The sequence below is a fragment of the Sneathiella sedimenti genome (genome assembly GCF_017313765.1).
In the GTDB taxonomy this organism is placed as follows: Bacteria; Pseudomonadota; Alphaproteobacteria; order Sneathiellales; family Sneathiellaceae; genus Sneathiella; species Sneathiella sedimenti.
Window position 1 is genome coordinate 708605 of record NZ_JAFLNC010000002.1, and the last position, 16473, is coordinate 725077.

The following is a 16473-nucleotide window of genomic DNA, read 5'->3' on the forward strand; positions in this document are numbered from 1 at the left end:
GACATGGCGAAATCTTCATCTTTAAGCACGCTTTTCGGCAACGCGGTCTGCGAAGATTATATGGGCTTTCTTGACGATGAAAAATCGCTGGAGGTCAGCCGCGAGGTCTGTACGGCGCTTGATTATTCGTTGGATTCAACCCTCGACGGCGGCATCACGGCGGCGTTGAGCCGGATTGAGCCGGGGCATTCCCCCAAAGTCGTGCTGGCCGACATCACCCAGAGCATCGACCCCGACAGTGACATCACGCGGCTTATCCGGAAAATGGGTCCGGAGAACACGCTGATCGTATTGGGTGCCTCGAACGATGTCAGCGAGTTTCGCAAAATGATTGCGCTTGGCGCCAAAGACTATTTGGTCAAGCCGTTGACAGCGGAGGTCCTGAAAGATGCGATTGAAAATGTCGGTCGCCAGTCCCAGGCACTCTCTGCTGCCCAAAGTGGCAAGTTGACCGTTGTTGTCGGCGTACGCGGTGGGGTCGGTGCGACGACCATTGCCACGAACCTCGCCTGGATCATGGCCAATGAGGAAAAGCTGCCGACGGCGCTGATGGACATGGACCTGCATTTCGGCACGACGACCCTGTCTCTTGATATTGAAACGGGGGGTGGCTTCCGCGAGGCCCTCGAAAATCCGCACCGGCTCGACAAGCTGTTTCTGGATAGTGCGATTGTCAAGGATGGCGACCGTCTCGCAGTTCTTGGTACCGAAGAGCCGATTGATGAACTTGTTGATATGAATGAAGAATCGATCGACGCGCTGATCGGCGAGATCAGCCAGGACTATAACCAGGTTGTCGTCGATCTGCCGCGCCATCTCTTGCCGACGCAGGGGGCTCTTCTGGCCTCTGCCGATACGGTCATTCTCGTGTCCGATCAGTCGCTTGCTGGTATCCGCGATATCAACCGGATCACCCAGGCCATGACGACGCTGCAGACCAAGGGACGTATCCTTAAGGTGGTTAGCCGTGTCGGGTCTGATCGTTCAGCGCAGGTATCCAAAGCGGATTTCGAACGCGGCCTGAACGAGTCGGTCGACTATGTGGTTCCGGAGGATTCCAAAACCCTGACCATCTGTGCCAACGCCGGTAAGGCGATTGACGAGGTAGCGATCAAATCTCCCATCGCAAAGGTCTTGCAGGATCTGGCGGCGGATGTATCCGGATATGAAAAGCCGAAGAAGAAGGGACTGTTCACACTGGTTCCCGGCGGCAAGAAAAAGAAAGAAGTGGGTCCTAAGTAGTGAGTTTATGGCGTTCATCTTCATCGGTTAAGAAAGGCAAGGCCGCTCCGGTAGCTCCGAGCGCGGCCGGCCCGCAGGTGACCGGTCTTCTGGCGAAATTGTCACCGGAGATCGCAGAAAAACTGCTGCCCGAAATTGATGCAAACGAAAACCGCTCTACCGTTGCGCAGTTGGTGAAGGCTTATCTTCGCGACGCCATGAAACGGGAAAAGGTGGATCTGAACGTCCTGGAACAGCGCACCCTCGTTAATGACCTTACGCAGTCGCTGTGGAAGGAACTCGAGAAGAAAAAACAATCCCGGCCGGTTAAGGCAAGCCCTGAGCCGTCGGCTCCCGAAACCAGCGACGCTGTCGTTCCTGACGTCAAGGACGATCAGGACAGCACCGTCTATACGCAAATCATCGAAGAAGGGGTAACCGTCTTTGGCGTTGACCCGGAATCGCCGGTCGAGATCAAGACCGAGTTTGAGCGACCGCAGGAGATTAACGATCCGGCACCGGGATTGGAAGCTGAAGACGATGAGGTAATCGAGCCTGTCGTACCGCTTGCCAAAACCTTGGTTGAGGAAGATGAACCGGATCACAATGACAAGTCCGCAACCCTCTTCAATCTAGATATGACGCCGGAGACCACGGGCACCAAGATGAACAAGCATCTTGAGACCGTGAAGCTCGTGGTGCAGCCGCTCCTGATGGAGCGCATCGATATCAGTGCTGCCGTCACCATGGACCGGCTCGACCTTGCGCGCGATATTTCCGATATCATCACCGATATCCTGATCGAGGAACGCATCCAGCTCAACCAGCGTGAACAGCGTGAACTGGCCGAAAGCCTCATGCATGACATGCTTGGGCTGGGTCCGCTGGAGCCGCTGCTGGCCGATGAGTCGATTACGGATATCATGGTCAACGGCCCCAAGCAGGTCTATGTGGAACAGAAAGGCAAGCTGGTACTGTCGGACTGCCAGTTCCGCGATAACGCCCATGTGTTGCAGGTCGCCGGCCGGATCGTCAGCCATGTCGGCCGCCGGGTCGATGAATCGAACCCGCTTGTGGATGCGCGTCTCGCCGACGGTAGCCGTGTAAATATCATCATTCCGCCGCTTGCCATTGACGGTCCGTCGATCTCGATTCGTAAGTTTGCCAAGCAGAAAATTACCCTCGACGTGATGGAGCGGACGCAGAACCTGTCGTCGGCCATGGCGACGGTGCTTAGGGTTGCCGGCCGGTCGCGGCTGAACATCCTGATTTCAGGCGGTACCGGTTCCGGTAAGACGACCATGCTGAACGCGATTTCCCAGCTGATCGACCCGGGTGAGCGTATCGTCACCATTGAGGACGCGGCCGAGCTGCAGTTGCAGCAGCCGCATGTCGTGCGTCTGGAAACCCGATCCGCCAACCTTGAAGGCGGCGGCGAGATTTCAATGCGGGAATTGTTGAAGAACTCCCTGCGTATGCGTCCCGATCGCATCATCCTTGGTGAAATTCGTGGCAGTGAGGCGATTGACATGCTTCAGGCCATGAACACGGGCCATGACGGATCACTGTCGACAATTCACGCCAACCGCCCGCGTGAGGCTTTGACCCGGCTTGAAAACATGGTCGGGATGTCGAGCGTCAACCTGCCGGCAAAAGCCGTGCGTACCCAGATCGCTTCTGCGATTGACCTGATCGTCCAGATCAGCCGCATGCGCGACGGTGTCCGGCGCGTGACCTATATTTCCGAAGTCGTCGGCATGGAAGAAGACGTTATCACCATGCAGGACCTCTTCTGGTACGAATTCCACAGTGAAGACAAGGGCGGCCGACTGCTCGGTGAGTTTAAGTCAACCGGACTGCGGCCGCATTTTGCGCCGCGCGCGGCTTATTTTGGCTTGGAGAAGATGCTTTTAGGAGCCATGTGATGATCGATTCTGCCGGATCTGGAGACCTACTAACCATGATGCTCGTCGTAGGGGGCGCAACGCTCCTTATATCCCTGCTGTTGGCATTTGCCTTCGCCGGGGGAGACAGCCATTCACGGGAAGCCAGGCGTCGCCTGACAGAGATCAGCCAGGGTCATAAACCGGTGGGCAAAACAAAGGCGCGCAGTTCGGCGCGGCGGACCCAGGATACCAGTGGCATCAAGCTTTTCGACAGCATGATCCGAACTCTCGTTCCCAACCCGGACCTGTTGAAAATACGGCTAGAGAAAACCGGGTTAAATATTCCGATCTCCAGATATGCGACCGTGACCGGCATCTTGATTCTGACGATCATACTCGCCGGGCATTATCTCTATGACATGTCGATGTTCCTGGCGATACCGGTGGGTCTGGCGGCGGGCCTGTTTCTGCCGCACGCCACGGTCGGCTATCTCGGCAAGCGGCGGGTCAACAAGTTCATGAAAACATTTCCCGAAGCGATCGAGCTGCTGTGTCGCGGTCTGCGCGCCGGTCTGCCGATCAGCGAGGCGATTGTTACCGTCGGCAATGATGCGCCTGATCCGGTGGGCAAGGAATTCCGGGGTGTTGCCAATGCCATGCGGGTGGGGCAGAGCCTTGAAAGCGGGCTCTGGGATGTTTCCCGTCGTATCGACCTGCCGGACTTCAAATTCCTGATTATCGCCATATCCATTCAGCGCGAAACGGGCGGTAACCTTGCCGAAACACTCGGCGGGCTTGCCAATACCCTGCGCAAACGGCGTCAGATCAAGCTCAAAATCAAGGCGATGTCGTCGGAGGCGCGGGCCAGCGCCTGGATTATCGGCTCCTTGCCCTTCATCATGTTCGGTCTGCTGTGGCTGGCAAATGAAGGCTATGTCGGGACGCTGCTGACTGATCCGCGCGGCATGTATTTGATCGGCGCGGGGCTCGGCATGATTGGCTCGGGCGTCGGCGTGATGGCCAAGATGGTCCGCTTCGAGATTTAGGAGAGAGACATGGTCGATATCGTCACGCTACTTCCCGATTGGTTACGCGACGAAAATATGCTGGCGCTGATTGCGGGCGTTGCCTCTTTCGCGGTTGTCATGATGATGTGGAATGCCTTCCTCGTGAAGGACGCATTGCCGGGCCGGATCAAGAATCTTGAAAAACGGCGGACCAAGCTGAAGAGCGATATCGTCAACGAGACGAAGCAGCGCAGCAAGCTGATCGTGCGCGAGAACATGATGCATCGCGTGGTGAAGAAGCTGCAGCTGATGCGCGGCGAGCGCGCGAAGGTGATGGCGGCCAAGCTGGCAAAGGGTGGCTGGCGATCGAAAGACGCCCTGGTGGCCTATCTGTTTGCCAAGATTACGCTGCCGATTCTGTTTGCTGTCCTGACAGCCGCCTATCTTCTTGGCACGGATATTGTGGACTGGTCAGTCCCTGTACGTCTACTGGCGGCCGGCTTCGCCGGCTTTGTCGGCTATTTGCTGCCCGATACCCTGGTGAAAAACAAGGTTGCCAAACGGTATCAGGCGATCCGGAAATCGCTGCCGGACGCGCTCGATCTCCTGGTCATCTGTACGGAGGCGGGGCTCAATCTTGACAGCGGGCTGGACCGGGTTTGCCGTGAAATCGCCAACTCCGCGCCGGAACTGTCCGATGAACTCGGCCTGACCTCCATTGAAATCGGGTTCTTGCCCGATCGCAAGCTGGCGCTTGCCAATCTGGCGGCGCGCGTTGATTTCCAGGCCATGAATACGCTGGTCAATACGCTGATCCAGACGGAAAAATACGGAACGCCGCTGGCGGTTGCCCTTCGGGTGCTGGCCGCGGAAATGCGGGACGAACGCCTGATGAAGGCGGAGGAGAAGGCGGCGCGGTTGCCCGCCATCATGACTGTCCCGATGATTGTCTTCATCCTGCCGGCGCTGTTTATCGTTCTGATCGGCCCCGCGGTCCTGAAGGCCATCGATGCATTCGCCGGACCGGGCTGACCCCTTTATGCGCTAAACGGGCTCTGGCCCTTTCGACGATATCATTCCCGGCGCCTGAGGATAATCCAGGCGCCGGTTTTATTTTGCGCAGAGAACCGCGCCATATCTTGTCGTCGCCCGAGAGACAACTTCCTCGGCCCCGTAACGCCCAATATGGGGCAGGGGAAATTCCTCAAGTTTTAGGGGTGAGGTTTGCCGCACCGTGAAGAGGTGTGGGGGAGCTAACTAAGCCAGCGTTCCACCAGCTACGTCCGCCCTTCCAAGTCCAGAGGTATAGCGTCACGGTAGGGGAGCGGCATAAAAAAACGGGCCGGTGATAAACCGGCCCGCATATGCTGTCGTTTAACGGTGCCTGCTAGAGGGCGCCGTTGAAGTTTTCCTCAAACTCGGCAGTCAGGCTCGGTTCAAACGGTTTCTTCTGCTTGTTATCGTCGCCGCTATCCACCATGCGCTGGTTCGGTGCGAGGGAGGGTGTGCCGTCTTTCTTGACCGGTTCCTTGGATTTCGGCGTCATCGGGATGAAGCATTCGAAATTGCGATCGCGCAGGCTGCCGCAGAGCTGCATCATCCGGATCTTGTCGGAGAAGCCGCCAATTTTCAGGCGATAGAACAGGCCACCCTTATCCTCGCCGAGATCAATCTCCTGGATGACAGGGTCGATTTCGCCAAGCAGGTCGACATTCTGGGTCTGCACGATTGACCAGCCTTTTTCCGCGTCCTTCTTTTCCTTGTAGGAGCCGATTTGCAGGAAGTAGCTGCCGCCATCAGGCTTGTAGGCGTTTACGCTTCCATTGACAGGCATATCACCGGGTGTCAGGCCAACCTTTTCTACGGTCGGGGCAGTTTCTACCGGAACCTCCGCCACAACGGGGGCAGATTTGGGTGATACAGGCGCTGCTTTCTTGTCCAGCGTCCATTCGCGGGCTGGGGCCGGGGCCTCTACCTTCGCGGTGGTCACTGGTTTCTCGGCCGGTACGCTTTCCTTCTTCACGAAGGTCACAGGTTTTTCAGCGGGGGCCTTGGTATCTTTTGCGTCCACATCCTTCTTCGCGACGGTGACAGCTTTATCCTGTGCCGGTGCCGGGTCTTTCTTCACGAAAGTGACAGGCTTTTCCGCAGGAGCGTCAACCTCTGCGGCGGCAACCGCAACCGGCTTTTCATCCGGCATTGGCGTTGTTTTCTTGGCGACAACAACAGGGGCCACATCCTTCACCACCGGTGATTTTGCTTTTGGCGTCTCGGATTTCGCCATCATCATAGGCGGAGTCGCCGGAACGAGGCTTTTCGGCTCTGTCCGGGACGGTGCGGATTTCTTGCGGGCACTGGCATTCGTGCTCAGCTCTTCCTTGTCAAGCCGGGCCACGAGTACATCCGGGTTTTCCGGCAGGCGCGGCGTGGCGGATTTCGCCCGTTCATCGGCGACCACTTCATCCTTGGAGGCTTTCATCAGCTTGATCTGGTCATCCAGCGTGGCGACCTGTTCGTCTGTTTTGCTGTTCAGCGCCTCGAAATAAAGCGCATTGTTGCGGGCGTCCTTCTCCGAGAGATCCATACGGGAATATTTCATCGCCTCGCCGGATTTCCCGGCCAGGCCATAGGCGAGTGCCAGGGTCTGGCGATGCTGCGCGGTGGCGTGCGGATTTTCGGTGACAACCTTCAAGATCGCGATTGCCTGTTCGGTCTTGCCGGACAGGGCAAGGGAGAGAGCAAGATTACTCTTGTGGTTGAGGTTATCGGGGTCTGCCTTGATGGCGCGTTGATAATAGCTCTGTGCCTTTTCATGATCGCCCGCCTTGTCGAGCGCGATAGCGAGGCCACCGAGGGACTTGCCGTCATTGCTGTCGATCTCAAGCGCATTCATAAAGGACTGGGAGGCGAGATAGGGCTTTTCAATCTGCAACTGGCTATAGCCGATGCCGTGATGGGCCGCGAGATTGTTCGCATCGAAGGCGAGAACGCGCTGGTAGATGGAGACGGCCTCTTGCGCCCGGCCGGTTTTGCGCAGGATTTCCCCAATTGCAAGATAGGGTTCGGGGTCGGTTGGGCGCTGGTTGGCGGCCGTGGCGTAAATCCCGAGCGCTGTCGTGGAATCATTCTTCTGCCAGGCGCGCTGGGCGACCCGCATCATTGATTCATAGGTCATGCCCTTCGATGAACTTGCATCGCTGGAGGCGGTCGTGGCGATCACGGGCCGGGCATCGGCCGGATCGGCAGAAGCAGATTGATCCGAGATCGTGTTACAACCCGCAGCAACCAGGCCGGTCGTAGCGAGAAGAACAATCCGGAGACGGGCGGCAAATCGTGTATTTTGCGGCACAGCTAGGCCTCTCTTTAAATAGAAAAACTAATCAATGCTACATCCTAGGGGCATCTTCCTTAAAAACGGTTAATGGTTAGGAAAAATTGTCGTCAAATTGATTAAGAACCGCAATTAATCAAATTTTGCTAATTTTCCCGGTATTTAGACTTAAAGAGCCTATAGCCGCCGCCGTTTGATGGGCTCGGCTTGCGCCGCCGGCTCGCGGTTTCGGCTTACCTCCACCGGTTGCTGGCCGGTGACGCTGACGGGATGACGGTAGGCGGGGGCTGAATTAACAGCCGGCGGCCGCGACGGATCAACAAAGCGGTGAAACATCCCGGAGCGGATCTGGTCCGGCAGGACATCAAACAAGGCGACCGTGTTGTCGAGGCCGATCCCGTTAACGAAATTGGCGATGGCGATGGTGAGCAGGCCGGTGCGTACCGTGCTAGCGTCTATGCCCTGCTGGTTGCAGCGGGCCAAGGCGTCCGAAAATTCCTTTGCGACGATATTATTCATGTTTTCCCTGTTCATGCTGAGCTCCTGGATACGGGCATTGCGTGCAAGCGATGCCGTTTGACATGTACAGATAACGACCGGCGCGGCCATTTGTGACGAAGGATGTATAAATTTTCTGGAAATTAGGCTGTTATCTGCTTTATCCGTATAATGGGGGCAAAGAACGCCCTTCCAATGGAACGGATGGGGCGCGGTGCACAAGGAGAGTGGAATGCCAGCGGAACTTGAGGCCTTTGCCGAGTTGATAGAGAACAGCCGGTCAATCGTCATTTTTACCGGGGCGGGGATCAGCACCGAGTCCGGTATCCCTGATTTTCGCAGCCCCGGCGGGCTCTGGGAGAAGAACCGGCCGATCGAATTTTCCGAGTTCCTGCAGTCGGAGGAAGCCCGGCGCGAAAGCTGGCGTCGCAAGTTCGCCATGGAACCCGTCTTGTCGAAAGCCAAGCCAAATAAAGGGCATATGGCAATTTCCTCACTTTATGAGAGAGGTAAAATTGGTGCCGTCATTACGCAGAATATCGATGGCCTGCATCAGGCCTCCGGTATTCGCGACGAGGATGTGATTGAGGTGCATGGCAATACGACCTATGCGAAGTGTCTCGATTGCGGCACGCGGATGGAACACACCCAGGTGCAGGAGATATTCTCAAACGATGAAACGCTGCCGTCGTGCGGGGATTGTGGCGGGATCGTCAAGACGGCGACCATATCCTTCGGCCAGGCGATGCCGGTGGAGGAAATGCGCCGGGCTTCCGCTGCGGCCATGACCTGCGATTTGATGCTTGCCATCGGCTCGTCCCTCGTGGTCTATCCGGCGGCGGATATACCGCTGATGGCGAAGCAGGGCGGCGCGCAGCTGGTGATCCTCAATCGCGAGCCGACACCGCTCGATGATTATGCGGATCTGGTACTCAACCGTGAAATAGGAGAAACGCTCGCCGCTGTCACAAAACGGTAAGACTACGCTTTCATAACACATAGTCGCTTCTGTCCCTATTGCCGGTTCGGCCGTAACGAGAATATAGAATGTCTAATAGTAACAATTACTTATGGAAAATGTTGGTGTTTGTCGTCGCCATGGCCGCGCCGGTTTCCGTTGTCACATTCTTTTTATATTCGGGGGAAGGCTTCGCCTTTGAAGACTATTGGATGATTTTGGCAGCGGCGATCCTGCCGGCCCTTATTCTCTATGCCCGGCTGGTGCGCGAGATGCAGGCGGTGGCCTTCAGGATGGAACGCGCGGCAATCATGTCCCCGCTGGAAGGGGATGACCCCACGGGCCTGCGGACCGGCCTGTTGCCGCTGGATAACCTGCTGCTGACCATGCAGCAGTACCGCCGGGTGCTGCAACATATGCTGCGGGAGGCGCAATCGCGCCAGGATGAGGCAGCGTTGCTGTTCGACATGCTGCCCGATCCGGTGCTGGTGCTGGGGAACCGGCGGCGTATCCGGCGTTCCAACGCGGCGGCAAACAGATTTTTTAACGTGCCGGAAATGGAGGGCGACCTCACCCGGTTCCTGCGCCATCCGGCCTTGCTGAAAGCGGTTGATGCCGCCTATGCGGGGAGCGATTCCGGCACCCGCATAGAATTCACCATTTCCGATGTCGTACCGCGCCATGTCGCCGCCTATATCGTTAATCTTAAAGGGGAAAGCAGCGAGGGGCACCGACTGATCCTGACCCTGCATGACCTGACCGAATCGCGGCGGATGCAGCAGATGCGGGTGGATTTTGTCGCCAACGCCAGCCATGAACTCAGGACTCCGCTGGCGATCCTGATCGGCGCTCTTGAAACGCTCATGGGGCCGGCCCGCAATGACCTGGAGGCGCATCAACGGTTCTTTACCATGATGCAGGCGCAATCACTCCGGATGTCCCAGCTGATAGATGATCTTCTGTCCCTGTCGCAGATCGAGATCAACGAACACAGCCGTCCGTCCGACCGGGTTGATCTTGGTCAGGTCCTGCAAGGCGTCATCAACCTGCTGACGGCGAAATCGAGCGAGCTGGGCAAGTCCATTGCCTTGCAAATGCCTGAAGACAAAGTGTTCGTCACCGGCGATTTCGACCAGCTCACGCAGATTTTCACTAATCTTATCGATAACGCCCTGAAATACAGCCGTGAGGAAAGCGAAATCCGCGTCGAGATTGCGGTTGCCGCGCGGGAAGCCCGGGCGACGGTCATCGATGAAGGGGAGGGGATACCCGAGGAGCATCTTGCCCGCCTGACCGAGCGGTTCTACCGGGTCGACAGTGATCGCAGCCGCAAACTCGGCGGCACAGGGCTCGGCCTCGCGATCGTTAAGCATATCGTGAGTCGCCATCGTGGGCATCTTGAGATCGATTCCGTGGTCGGTAAAGGCTCGAAATTCTCTGTCCGGCTCCCGCTTTCAGGCTCATAAGGCCCGGAAATCAAGGGTTTGGGCGCTGTAACATTACTGTCATGAAAATGTAGTATTTCTGTCGCTGAGGCGGCGCATTGTCCCGTCCAACGACAGATAATGCTGTCGTATGCAATTAACGGAGAATGAAACGTGCTAAACAAAACTTTCGGTCTGGCAATCGCCGCAACGGTCGCCACTGTTGCCCTTTCCGGGCAGGCTATGGCTCGCGATCAGATCAGGATCGTCGGCTCTTCGACTGTTTTCCCATTTTCAACTGCAGTCGCCGAAGCGTTCGGCAGCAACGGCAACTTCAAAACACCGGTCGTTGAAAGCACCGGCTCCGGCGGGGGCTTGAAGCTTTTCTGCTCGGGCGTTGACCTCAGCACACCGGACATCACGAATGCGTCGCGCCGGATCAAGGCCTCAGAAGTTGAAACCTGTGCCAAAAACGGCGTTGCCGATATCACCGAAGTCAAGATTGGTTATGACGGGATCGTTCTCGCCAACTCCAAGGCGGTTGCCCCTCTGAACCTGACCAAGAAGCAGATTTTCGCCGCTCTTGCCAAACAGGTTCCGATCGACGGCAAACTGGTCGATAACCCGTACAAGACATGGAAAGACGTTGATCCGTCCCTTCCTGACACGAAAATTGAGGTTCTCGGCCCGCCCCCGACCAGCGGAACGCGTGACGCGTTCGTTGAACTGGCCATGGAAGGCGGCGCAAAAGAATATGACTTGCTGAAAGACCTGAGCAAATCAGACAAGAAAGCCTTCAAGGCTGCGGCTCATTCCGTTCGTGAAGACGGCGCCTACATTGAAACCGGCGAAAACGACAACCTGATCGTCCAGAAGCTCGAAGCTAACGCGGACGCTGTTGGTATCTTCGGTTTCAGCTTCCTCGACCAGAACTCCGACAAGCTGCAGGGCAGCATGGTGGGTGGTGTTGAGCCGACCTTCGAGAATATCGCAGATGGCCAGTATGGCATTTCCCGCTCGCTCTACTTCTATGTGAAGGACGCGCATGTCAGTAAAGTTCCGGGCATCAAGGAATTCATTGCTGAATTCACGAGCGAAAAAGCCTTTGGTGAATTCGGTTACCTGACCGAGAAGGGCCTGATCCCGCTTACCGACGCAGAACGCGAAAAGGTTCGCGCAGACGCTCTTGATCTGGCACCGCTGAAATTGATGTAATCCTGACTTTAAAGGGCGGGGAGCGCGAGTGACCCGCCCTTTTTGCTTTCCTGAGTCCTTATTTCCTAATAAAAAGAAACCGATATGAGCTTTTATCCTCTTTTAATCGTTCTTTTGCTGATGTCCGCGGTTGGATATTGGTTCGGCTCGAAAAAGGCGCTCAACACAGTTCGCAAATCTACAAATTTTATTACACCCCGCCCGCATCAGTTTGGCCTGTATGTGGTTATTTGGGCCCTTGTGCCGCCCGTCATTCTCAGCGCGATATGGGGAATGCTTCAGGTGGCGCCCCTCCAGATAGAGGCGGGCACCCTGAGACAGATTGACCAGGTCGTCTTTCCGGTCCTTCTGTTGCTGGCCACCGGGGCAGGGCTCTATTTCGCCATTTTAAGAATTAATCCGGACCTCCGGGTGCGCAGGACGATCGAAGGCCTCGTCTATGTTATCCTGATCCTGGCCTCGATCATCTCTATCCTGACAACCGTCGGCATTGTCCTGTCGCTCCTGTTCGAGACGATCCAGTTTTTCGGCAAGGTGCCGATGAGCGAGTTTTTCTTCGGCCTGAACTGGAGTCCGCAGACCGCCCTTCGCGCTGATCAGGTTGGATCAAGCGGGGCCTTCGGGTCGGTACCGCTGTTCACCGGGACGTTGCTCATCACCTTTATTGCCATGTGCGTGGCGGTCCCTCTCGGCCTGCTCAGCGCGGTCTACATGACCGAATATGCGTCCAGCAAGTTTCGCGCCGTCGTCAAGCCGCTGCTGGAAATTCTCGCGGGTATTCCGACGGTGGTCTATGGCTTCTTCGCCGCCCTGACGGTTGGTGTCTTCTTCCGCGATCTCGGGGATTCTCTCGGGATTGATGTCGTTTCCGAAAGCGCGCTTGCTGCCGGTGTGGTCATGGGAATGATGATCATCCCCTTCGTTTCCTCCCTGAGTGACGACATCATCATGGCGGTGCCGCAAAGTTTGCGCGACGGGTCCTATGGCCTCGGCGCGACGAAGTCGGAAACGATCCGAAAAGTAATCCTGCCTGCCGCCCTGCCGGGAATTGTTGGCGCTGTGCTGCTGGCCGTCAGCCGCGCGATCGGGGAAACCATGATCGTGGTGATGGCCGCGGGCTTTGCCGCCAACCTGACCGCCAACCCGTTGCAAGCGGTCACGACGGTAACGGTGCAGATTGTCGGCCTGCTGGTAGGCGACCAGGAATTCGACAGCGCCAAGACACTGGCCGCCTTTGCGCTGGCCCTGGTGCTGTTCATTGTCACCTTATGTCTGAACGTCATCGCCTTGATGGTGGTTCGCAAATATCGGGAAGAATATGACTGATCAAGCGCAAAAAGCTGTCGGCAACGGCTGGCAATCAGAGAAGTACATCAAGAATCTGGCGAAGCGTAAGCGGTCAGAGCGCCGGTTCCGGCTGACAGGCCTGCTGGCGATCCTGACAGCTCTGACCCTGCTGGCGATCCTGCTGTTCAGTATTGTCAGCAAAGGCTACAGCGCCTTCGTGCAGACAACGATCACGCTGGATATTACCTTCACGGAATCGGTTATCGATCCGAACGGGAAAATGGACCCGGCGGAACTTCGCACGGCCAATTACGCGAAGCTTGTGCAGGATGCCCTGCGCGAGAAATTTCCTGACGTGAAGGGGCGCCGTGACCTCCGCAAGCTATTCAGCCTCGTCAGCAATGACGCGGATAGCGCCCTTCGTGAAATGGTGGAGAATGATCCAGACCTGATCGGCAAGACCGTCTCGGTGGACCTGATTGCGGGCGATGACGTGGACATGCTCAATAAGGGCTATATTGATCGGGACGCGGTGGAGGATGACCGCCGGGTGAAGGACCAGGAACTGGTCTGGCTGGATAAGCTGGAAGCGGACGGTGATATCAAGATGCGGTTTAACTCCGGCTTCTTCACCAATGGCGATAGTCGCGAACCGGAAAAGGCGGGTATTGCCGGTGCCATGGTTGGATCCTTTTACACAATCATCGTGACAATGTTGATATCCTTTCCCATCGGTGTAATGACCGCGATTTACCTGGAGGAGTTTGCGACAAAGAACAAGCTCACCGACCTGATCGAGGTGAACATCAATAATCTGGCAGCGGTTCCGTCTATCGTGTTCGGCCTTCTCGGTCTGGCGATCTTCCTGAATTTCGCACATCTGCCGAGATCCGCCCCGGTTGTCGGCGGGCTGACACTCGCCCTGATGACCTTGCCGACGATTATCATCGCAGCCCGCGCGGCAATTCGCGCCGTACCGGACAGCATTCGCCAGGCCGCGCTTGGCCTCGGCGCCTCGAAGCAGCAGGCGGCATTCCACCATATCCTGCCGCTGTCCATGCCGGGTATCCTGACGGGCACGATTATCGGCCTGTCGCAGGCGCTTGGCGAAACGGCGCCGCTCCTGATGATCGGTATGGTCGCTTTCATCGCCGATATCCCCGGCGGGTTCACCGATCCGGCAACGGTAATGCCGGTGCAGATTTTCCTCTGGGCGGATAGCCCGGAGCGGGCCTTTGTCGAAAAAACATCCGGTGCAATTATGGTATTGCTCGGGTTCCTCATCATTTTGAACGCATTTGCAGTCGTCCTTCGCAAGAAGTTCGAACGTCGTTGGTAGAAGGAAATGAACGTGCCGATCCAAGCAGAAGAAAATGTTGAAAACCGGTCCAATGCGGAGCATGGCGTTATTATCTCCACCCGGGATGTCAATGTGTATTACGGCGACAATCACGCCCTTCATGGGGTGTCGCTGGACATCAACAAGCACCAGGTGACCTCCCTGATCGGTCCGTCCGGTTGCGGCAAGTCGACCTATTTACGCTGCCTGAACCGGATGAACGATACGGTGGACAGTTGCCGGGTCACCGGGGAAATCCTGCTCGATGGTGTGGATATCTACGGGCCGTCAGTGGACGAGGTCCTGTTGCGGGCGCGCGTCGGCATGGTGTTCCAGAAGCCGAACCCGTTCCCCAAGTCGATCTATGACAATGTCGCCTATGGTCCGCGGATTCACGGCCTTGCCGACAATAAGGATGATCTCGATGAGATCGTCCTGACCAGTCTTGAAAAAGCGGGCCTGATCAAGGAAGTACAGGATCGCCTGCATTCCTCGGGCACGGGCCTTTCGGGTGGACAGCAGCAGCGGCTCTGTATTGCCCGGGCGCTGGCCGTGCGGCCGGATATTATCCTAATGGACGAGCCATGTTCGGCCCTCGACCCGATTGCCACCGCAAAGGTTGAGGAACTGATTGATGAGCTCAAGGAAAACTATACCATCATTATCGTGACCCATTCGATGCAGCAGGCGGCGCGTATTTCCCAGCGGACGGCGTTTTTCCATCTTGGGGAAATCGTTGAAACAGGGGATACTGAGAAATTGTTTACCAGCCCCACCGATAAACGGACGCAGGGCTATATCACCGGCCGGTTCGGTTGATCACACAGTCAGGAACAGGAGAATTTCAACATGAGTAGCGGTCATATCGTTAAGTCATTTGATGAAGAGCTTGAAGAGGTGCGGAACACCATCGTTGAGATGGGCGGGCTTGCCGAATCCCAGCTTGAAGCTGCCGTCCGCTCCCTGACCGAGCGGAACACAGAACTCGCCCTCAAGACGATTGAGGCGGACAAGGCCGTCGATGAGTTGGAGCTTTCGGTCGATAACATGTCGATCCGGCTGCTGGCGCTCAGAAACCCGGTGGCAGACGATTTACGGCTGGTTATTTCGGCCCTGAAAATCGCCTCCCTGCTGGAGCGGGTTGCCGATTACGCGGCGAATATCTCGAAAAGGGTGATTGCGCTTAACCTTGCGCCGTCTCTCGCGCCGATCTCCTCCATTCCGCGCATGGGCGAGATGGTGCGGCGGATGATCGATGACACGCTGAAGGCCTACACCAACGGAGATTCCGACCTGGCCTTTGATGTCTGGAAGCGCGACCAGGAGGTAGATCAGCTTTACAACAGCATGTTCCGCGAACTGCTGACCTTTATGATGGAGGATCCGCGCAGCATCACCAGCTGTACGCATCTGATCTTCATGGCGAAGAATATCGAGCGGATCGGCGATCATATGACGAATATCGCCGAGATCATCATCTACCAGGTCACCGGTGAATTGCCGAAGGATCCCCGCCCGAAAGGGGACAAGACCAGCGTCACCATGATTGAGAACGAAAAACCCTGAAGTGATTGTATATTAAATGAAGATATTAGTTGTTGAAGACGAGCCGGCAATGGTCGAGCTCTTGCGGTACAATCTCGAGAGCGAGGGATTTCAGGTGGCGTCCGCCCATGACGGGGAGGAAGCCATGCTGGCGATTGAGGAAGAACAGCCCGATATGCTGCTGCTCGACTGGATGCTGCCCAAGGTGTCCGGTATCGAGATTTGCCGCCGCCTGCGCCGCGACCAGAAATACAGCAACCTGCCGGTTATCATGATCACCGCGCGCGGTGAGGAAGCGGATCGGGTGAGGGGCCTCGATGTCGGGGCGGATGACTATGTCTCAAAACCCTTTTCTCCGGCGGAACTTATGGCACGTATTCGCGCGGTTCTCCGCCGCCGTAATCCCGACGTGGGCAGCGAACAGTTGAACGTCGCCGACGTGGTTGTCGATCTGGTCGCCTATAAGGTCAAGCGGGGCGCGCGTGAGCTGCGTCTCGGGCCAACGGAATTCAAGCTGCTTCGCTACTTCATGGAGCGGGCCGGACGTGTCCTGACCCGTGAGCAGCTGCTGGACGGTGTCTGGGGGCAGAATGTCTATGTCGAGGACCGGACTGTCGATGTGCATATCCGGCGCCTGCGCAAGGCCCTCAATGAAAACGGCGAGCCCGACCTGATCCGGACCGTGCGCGCCGTGGGCTACTGCTTCGAGAAAGCATAAAAAAAGCCGCCCGTGCGATGCCGGGCGGCTTTTCTGATTACCTG

14 protein-coding genes are annotated in these 16473 nt (G+C 56.8%); 12 read left to right on the forward strand and 2 right to left on the reverse strand.

Going from position 1 to position 16473, the window contains the following annotated elements:
* Nucleotides 1-3: 3 nt before the first annotated feature.
* The 4 genes from J0X12_RS08565 to J0X12_RS08580 are packed head-to-tail and all read left to right on the forward strand — an operon-like array spanning nucleotide 4 to nucleotide 5146.
* Nucleotides 4-1242: a CpaE/TadZ family protein gene (locus J0X12_RS08565; RefSeq protein ID WP_207044264.1), complete on the forward strand. Its 1239-nt coding sequence runs from the start codon at nucleotides 4-6 to the stop codon at nucleotides 1240-1242.
* Nucleotides 1242-3146, forward strand: coding sequence for an ATPase, T2SS/T4P/T4SS family (locus J0X12_RS17590; protein ID WP_207044267.1), 1905 nt, complete (start codon nucleotides 1242-1244; stop codon nucleotides 3144-3146). The genes J0X12_RS08565 and J0X12_RS17590 overlap by 1 nt, the downstream gene beginning before the upstream one ends.
* Nucleotides 3146-4153: a type II secretion system F family protein gene (locus J0X12_RS08575; protein ID WP_207044270.1), complete on the forward strand. Its 1008-nt coding sequence runs from the start codon at nucleotides 3146-3148 to the stop codon at nucleotides 4151-4153. Before J0X12_RS17590 ends, J0X12_RS08575 begins: the two co-directional genes overlap by 1 nt.
* Nucleotides 4154-4162: 9 nt before the next feature.
* Nucleotides 4163-5146 (forward strand): type II secretion system F family protein, encoded by a 984-nt coding sequence (locus J0X12_RS08580; RefSeq protein ID WP_207044272.1) that lies wholly within the window; start codon nucleotides 4163-4165, stop codon nucleotides 5144-5146.
* Between the two features lie 355 nt (nucleotides 5147-5501).
* Here the strand turns inward: J0X12_RS08580 and J0X12_RS08585 are convergent, their stop codons facing one another.
* Both J0X12_RS08585 and J0X12_RS08590 read right to left on the reverse strand, forming a co-directional pair.
* Nucleotides 5502-7463: a tetratricopeptide repeat protein gene (locus J0X12_RS08585; protein WP_207044274.1), complete on the reverse strand. Its 1962-nt coding sequence runs from the start codon at nucleotides 7461-7463 to the stop codon at nucleotides 5502-5504.
* Nucleotides 7464-7622: 159 nt separating this feature from the next.
* Nucleotides 7623-7979 (reverse strand): hypothetical protein, encoded by a 357-nt coding sequence (locus J0X12_RS08590; RefSeq protein WP_207044277.1) that lies wholly within the window; start codon nucleotides 7977-7979, stop codon nucleotides 7623-7625.
* 196 nt (nucleotides 7980-8175) lie between these two features.
* On the opposite strand from J0X12_RS08590, the gene J0X12_RS08595 reads away from it, so the two are divergent.
* The 8 genes from J0X12_RS08595 to phoB all read left to right on the forward strand — a co-directional run bounded on the left by J0X12_RS08595 (nucleotide 8176) and on the right by phoB (nucleotide 16429).
* Nucleotides 8176-8922 carry an SIR2 family NAD-dependent protein deacylase gene (locus J0X12_RS08595; protein WP_207044280.1) on the forward strand — a complete coding sequence of 249 codons (747 nt, stop codon included), beginning with the start codon at nucleotides 8176-8178 and terminating at the stop codon, nucleotides 8920-8922.
* Nucleotides 8923-8990: 68 nt separating this feature from the next.
* A complete protein-coding gene (locus J0X12_RS08600; RefSeq protein ID WP_207044283.1) occupies nucleotides 8991-10367 on the forward strand; it encodes an ATP-binding protein in 1377 nt (458 codons plus the stop codon).
* Nucleotides 10368-10499: 132 nt separating this feature from the next.
* Nucleotides 10500-11540 (forward strand): PstS family phosphate ABC transporter substrate-binding protein, encoded by a 1041-nt coding sequence (locus tag J0X12_RS08605; RefSeq protein WP_207044287.1) that lies wholly within the window; start codon nucleotides 10500-10502, stop codon nucleotides 11538-11540.
* Nucleotides 11541-11624: 84 nt separating this feature from the next.
* Complete coding sequence (pstC, locus tag J0X12_RS08610; RefSeq protein WP_207044290.1) at nucleotides 11625-12866, forward strand: phosphate ABC transporter permease subunit PstC; 1242 nt, start codon at nucleotides 11625-11627, stop codon at nucleotides 12864-12866.
* Nucleotides 12859-14166, forward strand: coding sequence for a phosphate ABC transporter permease PstA (pstA, locus tag J0X12_RS08615; protein ID WP_207044292.1), 1308 nt, complete (start codon nucleotides 12859-12861; stop codon nucleotides 14164-14166). Before pstC ends, pstA begins: the two co-directional genes overlap by 8 nt.
* 6 nt (nucleotides 14167-14172) lie before the next feature.
* A complete protein-coding gene (gene pstB / locus J0X12_RS08620) occupies nucleotides 14173-14985 on the forward strand; it encodes a phosphate ABC transporter ATP-binding protein PstB (protein ID WP_207044294.1) in 813 nt (270 codons plus the stop codon).
* 30 nt (nucleotides 14986-15015) lie between these two features.
* A complete protein-coding gene (phoU, locus tag J0X12_RS08625) occupies nucleotides 15016-15732 on the forward strand; it encodes a phosphate signaling complex protein PhoU (RefSeq protein ID WP_207044296.1) in 717 nt (238 codons plus the stop codon).
* A gap of 16 nt (nucleotides 15733-15748) precedes the next feature.
* A complete protein-coding gene (phoB, locus tag J0X12_RS08630) occupies nucleotides 15749-16429 on the forward strand; it encodes a phosphate regulon transcriptional regulator PhoB (protein ID WP_207044298.1) in 681 nt (226 codons plus the stop codon).
* Nucleotides 16430-16473 lie beyond the last annotated feature (44 nt).

Bases quoted from the DNA above. Each gene is read 5' to 3' on its own strand.
- pstB (WP_207044294.1), top strand. From the start codon at position 14,173: ATGAACGTGCCGATCCAAGCAGAAGAAAATGTTGAAAACCGGTCCAAT.
- J0X12_RS08600 (WP_207044283.1), top strand. From the start codon at position 8,991: ATGTCTAATAGTAACAATTACTTATGGAAAATGTTGGTGTTTGTCGTC.
- J0X12_RS08565 (WP_207044264.1), top strand. From the start codon at position 4: ATGGCGAAATCTTCATCTTTAAGCACGCTTTTCGGCAACGCGGTCTGC.
- pstA (WP_207044292.1), top strand. From the start codon at position 12,859: ATGACTGATCAAGCGCAAAAAGCTGTCGGCAACGGCTGGCAATCAGAG.
- J0X12_RS08590 (WP_207044277.1), bottom strand. From the start codon at position 7,979: ATGAACAGGGAAAACATGAATAATATCGTCGCAAAGGAATTTTCGGAC.
- pstC (WP_207044290.1), top strand. From the start codon at position 11,625: ATGAGCTTTTATCCTCTTTTAATCGTTCTTTTGCTGATGTCCGCGGTT.
- phoB (WP_207044298.1), top strand. From the start codon at position 15,749: ATGAAGATATTAGTTGTTGAAGACGAGCCGGCAATGGTCGAGCTCTTG.
- J0X12_RS08595 (WP_207044280.1), top strand. From the start codon at position 8,176: ATGCCAGCGGAACTTGAGGCCTTTGCCGAGTTGATAGAGAACAGCCGG.
- J0X12_RS08580 (WP_207044272.1), top strand. From the start codon at position 4,163: ATGGTCGATATCGTCACGCTACTTCCCGATTGGTTACGCGACGAAAAT.
- J0X12_RS08575 (WP_207044270.1), top strand. From the start codon at position 3,146: ATGATCGATTCTGCCGGATCTGGAGACCTACTAACCATGATGCTCGTC.
- phoU (WP_207044296.1), top strand. From the start codon at position 15,016: ATGAGTAGCGGTCATATCGTTAAGTCATTTGATGAAGAGCTTGAAGAG.